This is a genomic window from Amycolatopsis sp. SID8362 (assembly GCF_010550475.1).
Lineage (GTDB): Bacteria > Actinomycetota > Actinomycetes > Mycobacteriales > Pseudonocardiaceae > Amycolatopsis > Amycolatopsis eburnea.
In genome coordinates, this window is the sequence record NZ_JAAGNB010000197.1 from 1 (window position 1) to 3907 (window position 3907).

Below are 3907 nucleotides of genomic sequence, written 5' to 3' on the forward strand. Positions count from 1 at the left end.
GCGCAGCTGCAGCACCAGCGACCGCGACAGCAGCGGCGAGACGACGGAGAACGACGGGTTCTCGGTGGTCGCCGCGACCAGCAGCACGGTGCGGTCCTCGACCGCGCCCAGCAGCGCGTCCTGCTGGGTCTTGGAGAAGCGGTGCACCTCGTCGATGAACAGCACGGTGTTTTCGGCGTTGTACTGGCGCCGCCGCCGGGCCTCCTCGATGACCCCGCGGACCTCCTTGACGCCCGCCGAAAGCGCGGACATCGCGACGAACCGGCGGCCGGTGGCGATCGAGACGAGGTTGGCCAGGGTGGTCTTGCCGGTGCCGGGCGGGCCGTAGAGCAGCACGGAAGCCGGCGCGGCCCCTTCGACCAGGCGCCGCAGCGGGGCGCCCTCGCGCAGCAGGTGCTGCTGGCCGACGACCTCGTCGAGCGAGCGCGGCCGCATCCGGACCGCCAGGGGCGAGCTCGCCGGGTCCGCCTGCGGTTCGCCGGCGTTCGACCCCGTCGGTTCCGGCAGGGGCGCCAGATCGGCGTTCACGGTGAAGAGCTCGTCTTGTGCCACACGGATGACGTTAACCGACGGCACCGACAAGACCGCTTGCCGTGGCACCGGCGGCCGCGCTACCGTCGTGATGACCGGTTGACCGAAAGTGCGATTCTGGTCAACAGGTCAAATGTTCAACGAACCAGCAGGTGGAACCGCATGAGTCATCCGAACCGCGAGCGCGCCGACCGCATCCTGGACGCGGCGGGCGAGCTGCTGCTGCGCATGGGCTACCGCAAGGTGGCGATCGACGACATCGCGCGCGCGGTCGGCATCGGCAAGGGCACCGTCTACCTGCACTGGCGCAACAAGGAACTGCTGTTCCAGGCGCTGATGATGCGCGAGTCGGCCGACCTGACCGACGAGATCCTGGCCTCGATCAAGGCCGACCCGGCGATGATCCTGCCGCACCGGATGATCTCGGCGTCGTTCCTCGTCACCCACCGCCGTCCGCTGGTGATGGCGATGCTGCGCGGCAACGCCGAGATGTTCGGCTCGCTCGGCGACCTCGCCCTGCGCAAGCAGCAGGACGAGCTGCGCGGGCAGTTCGAGGACGCGATGCTCCGGCGCGGGCTGATCCGCGCGGACGTCCCGAACATCACTTACGCGCTGAACGCCGCGACGCTCGGCTTCTACCTCGGCGACACGCTGTCCGACGAGTTCGAGGGGATCGCCCTCGAGGACAAGGCGGCCGTCCTCGCGCACATCATCCGCACCGCGTTCGAACCGGCGGGGGAACCCGATCCCCTGGCCGTCGCGGACGTGGCCGCGGAACTGGGTTCGGCGCTCGAGGCGCTCGTCTCGGGCTTACGGCAAGGGATCTACGCACACGATCCCGCCAAGGCCCCCGGCTGATCCCGGGGCCGCACAGGGGAAAGAAGGGGCGGACATGACCACCACACAAGCGGACACCTGGGGACTGCACGAATCCCAGTTCTGGCTGCGGGGGAAGCAACCGGAAGCGCGGGTGCAGCACGCGCCCGAGCTGGGCTTCTGGAACGTCTACGGGCACCCGGAAGCCGAAGAGGTCCTCCGCGACCCGGCGACGTACTCTTCGGACACCACCAGGCTGGTGCCGAAGGAGATGATGCAGGACGCCGACCTGAAGGAGATGTCGGCGGGCAACCTGCTGCAGCTGGACCCGCCGCTGCACAACAAGATGCGCAAGCTCGTCAGCCGCGCGTTCACGCCGAAGGTCGTGGCGGACCTGGAGCCGCGCATCGCCGCGGTGACGAACGAAATGCTCGACGCGGCAGGCGGCGACGGCCGGCTCGAACTGGTCGAAGACCTGGCCTACCCGTTGCCGGTGATCGTGATCGCGGAGCTGCTGGGGGTCCCCGCGAGCGACCGGTACCTGTTCAAGGGCTGGGTGGACAAGCTGTTCGACTCCTCGGAACAGTTCTCGCTGAAGGAGCAGACGAAGACCCAGGAGGAGTCGGTCGCGAAATCCCTGGAAGGCCAGAAAGCGCTTGCCGAATACCTCGGCGCGCACGTCGACGAACGGCGGACGCAGCCGCGGGAGGACCTGCTGACGAAGCTCGTCGAGGCCGAGGTCGACGGGGAACGGCTGACGCGCAACGAAGTCGTCAACTTCGCGAACATCCTGCTGCTGGCCGGGCACATCACCACCACGATGCTGCTCGGGAACGCGGTGCTGTGCCTGGACACGCACCCGGAGTGGGACCGGCGGGTGCGCGCCGACCGGTCGCTGCTGCCGGCGACGATCGAAGAGTCCTTGCGGTACCTCTCGCCGTTCGCGGCGGTGGCGCGCACGGCGACCCGCGAGGTCGAACTGGGCGGGGTGACCGTGCCACCGGACCAGATGCTGCTCGTGTGGGTGGCGGCGGCCAACCGGGACGAGCGGGTGTTCACCGACCCGGACACGTTCAACCCGCTGCGCGACCCGAACCCGCACCTGGCGTTCGGCCGCGGCATCCACTTCTGCATCGGGGCGCCGCTCGCGCGGCTCGAAGGCCGGGTGGCGCTGAACATCCTGTTCGACCGCTACCCCGCGCTGCGCACGATCCCGGGTGAGCCGCCGAAGTTCCAGGTCAACCCGAACATGACCGGGGTGCGCGAGCTGCCCCTCACCATCGGGTAGCACCGGTTGCGCCCTGGGCGAAAACCCTCGCCCGGGGCGCTGCCGTGCCCGAAGGTGGACCAATGACGGTGGCGGTGTTGTCCGACGTCCACGACGTCGCGGCGGCGGACCGGATCGTGCTGCTCGGCGACGTCCTCGCCGGGCCGATGCCGGTCGAGACGTTGACGCGCCTGAAATCGCTCGGCTCCCGGGCGGTGTGGGTGCGCGGCAACGCCGACCGCGAACTGGCGGCGTCCGCGCGCGGGGCCGGCGACATCGTCCCGGACCCGATCTTCCCCTGGGCGGCGAAGCAGCTGCGTCCCGGCGATCTGCCGTTCCTGGGCCCCACGGCTCGTCGACAGCCCGCTGGTCTGCGGGCACACGCACATGCCGTTCGTGCGCCTGGCCGACCGACCGCTGATCGTCAACCCGGGCAGCATCGGAACGCCTTGCGGCGCAATGGGGCTGCGGCGCACGGAGTACGACGCCGAGGCGGCGTGCCGGTTCCTCGCCGAGCGCTGCGCGTACCCGGACGTCGAAGCGCTCCGCGTGTTCAGCGGGCGCGGAACGAGTTCCACATGATGACCGCGGCGTAGGGCAGGAACTCGCGGCCACGGCGCCAGAGCCACGGGATTCCCTTGAGCACCAGCCACCCCACGTGCCCCGCGGCGCTCGGCTCGACCCCGCCGCTGCAGGTGAGGCTGACCGGCTCCGGCACGGCGAACCCGGCGCCGGCGAGCAGCCCGGTGAAGCCCTCCGCGAGCATGCGGTGCCCGAGTTCGGACGGGTGCAGGCGATCGACGCTCCACGACGCCAGCTCGTAGGCGCCGGGCAGCCGGTCGAGGTCGAGGCAGGGCACGCCTTCGCGGGCGACGACCTCGTCGATGGCCGCGTTGAGCTCGGCGACCCGGGCGCTGAGCGCGCGCTTGAGCGACGGCGGGAGGCGGAAGACCCTGCTGTGGTCGTGGAACCGGACGGGCACCACGGTCGTCCCGGCGTCCCGGAGGCGGTGGATCACCGCGGTGAGGTCGGCGGCGATCTTCACGGCATCGAAGTCGGGCCGGAGCGTGTCGTTCATCCCGGCGACGAGCAGCGCGACATCGGGCCGGTGCGCGACGGCGGCGGGCACCTGCTCGGTGAGCACGCACCGCATCCGCGCGCCGGTGAAGGAGGGGTTGAGGTACCCGTCGGCCTCGACCCCGAGCGCGGCGGCGACCAGCGGGCCGACCCCGCGCCACCCGCCCCGCCGGGGCAGCGGATCCCCCAGCCCGACGGCGGTGGAGTCGCCGAGCA

Annotated in this window: 5 protein-coding genes; 3 read left to right on the forward strand and 2 right to left on the reverse strand. The window is 70.9% G+C overall.

Annotated elements, in window-relative coordinates; translation table 11 throughout:
• Positions 1-552, reverse strand: a 552-nt coding sequence (locus G3I65_RS07205; RefSeq protein WP_160695393.1) for an AAA family ATPase, incomplete at its 3' end; no start/stop codon positions are given.
• 141 nt (positions 553-693) lie between these two features.
• Here G3I65_RS07205 and G3I65_RS07210 point away from each other — a divergent pair.
• The 3 genes from G3I65_RS07210 (at position 694) to G3I65_RS07220 (ending at position 3210) form a co-directional block, all read left to right on the forward strand.
• The gene (locus G3I65_RS07210) at positions 694-1389 is read left to right on the forward strand and encodes a TetR/AcrR family transcriptional regulator (protein WP_160695394.1); all 696 of its coding nucleotides are present in this window, start codon (positions 694-696) and stop codon (positions 1387-1389) included.
• Positions 1390-1423: 34 nt separating this feature from the next.
• Positions 1424-2635 (forward strand): cytochrome P450, encoded by a 1212-nt coding sequence (locus tag G3I65_RS07215; RefSeq protein ID WP_160695395.1) that lies wholly within the window; start codon positions 1424-1426, stop codon positions 2633-2635.
• A 62-nt stretch (positions 2636-2697) separates the two neighbouring features.
• On the forward strand, positions 2698-3210 hold the full coding sequence (locus G3I65_RS07220) for a hypothetical protein (RefSeq protein ID WP_239070715.1): 513 nt from the start codon (positions 2698-2700) through the stop codon (positions 3208-3210).
• On the opposite strand, the gene G3I65_RS07225 is transcribed toward G3I65_RS07220, so the two are convergent.
• On the reverse strand, positions 3168-3907 hold a 740-nt coding region (locus G3I65_RS07225), incomplete at its 5' end, for an SGNH/GDSL hydrolase family protein (RefSeq protein ID WP_239070717.1). The two genes, G3I65_RS07220 and G3I65_RS07225, sit on opposite strands and share 43 nt — an antisense overlap.

Excerpts from the sequence above, each read along its gene's own strand:
- G3I65_RS07210 (WP_160695394.1), top strand. The coding sequence starts at position 694 with ATGAGTCATCCGAACCGCGAGCGCGCCGACCGCATCCTGGACGCGGCG.
- G3I65_RS07215 (WP_160695395.1), top strand. The coding sequence starts at position 1,424 with ATGACCACCACACAAGCGGACACCTGGGGACTGCACGAATCCCAGTTC.
- G3I65_RS07220 (WP_239070715.1), top strand. The coding sequence starts at position 2,698 with ATGACGGTGGCGGTGTTGTCCGACGTCCACGACGTCGCGGCGGCGGAC.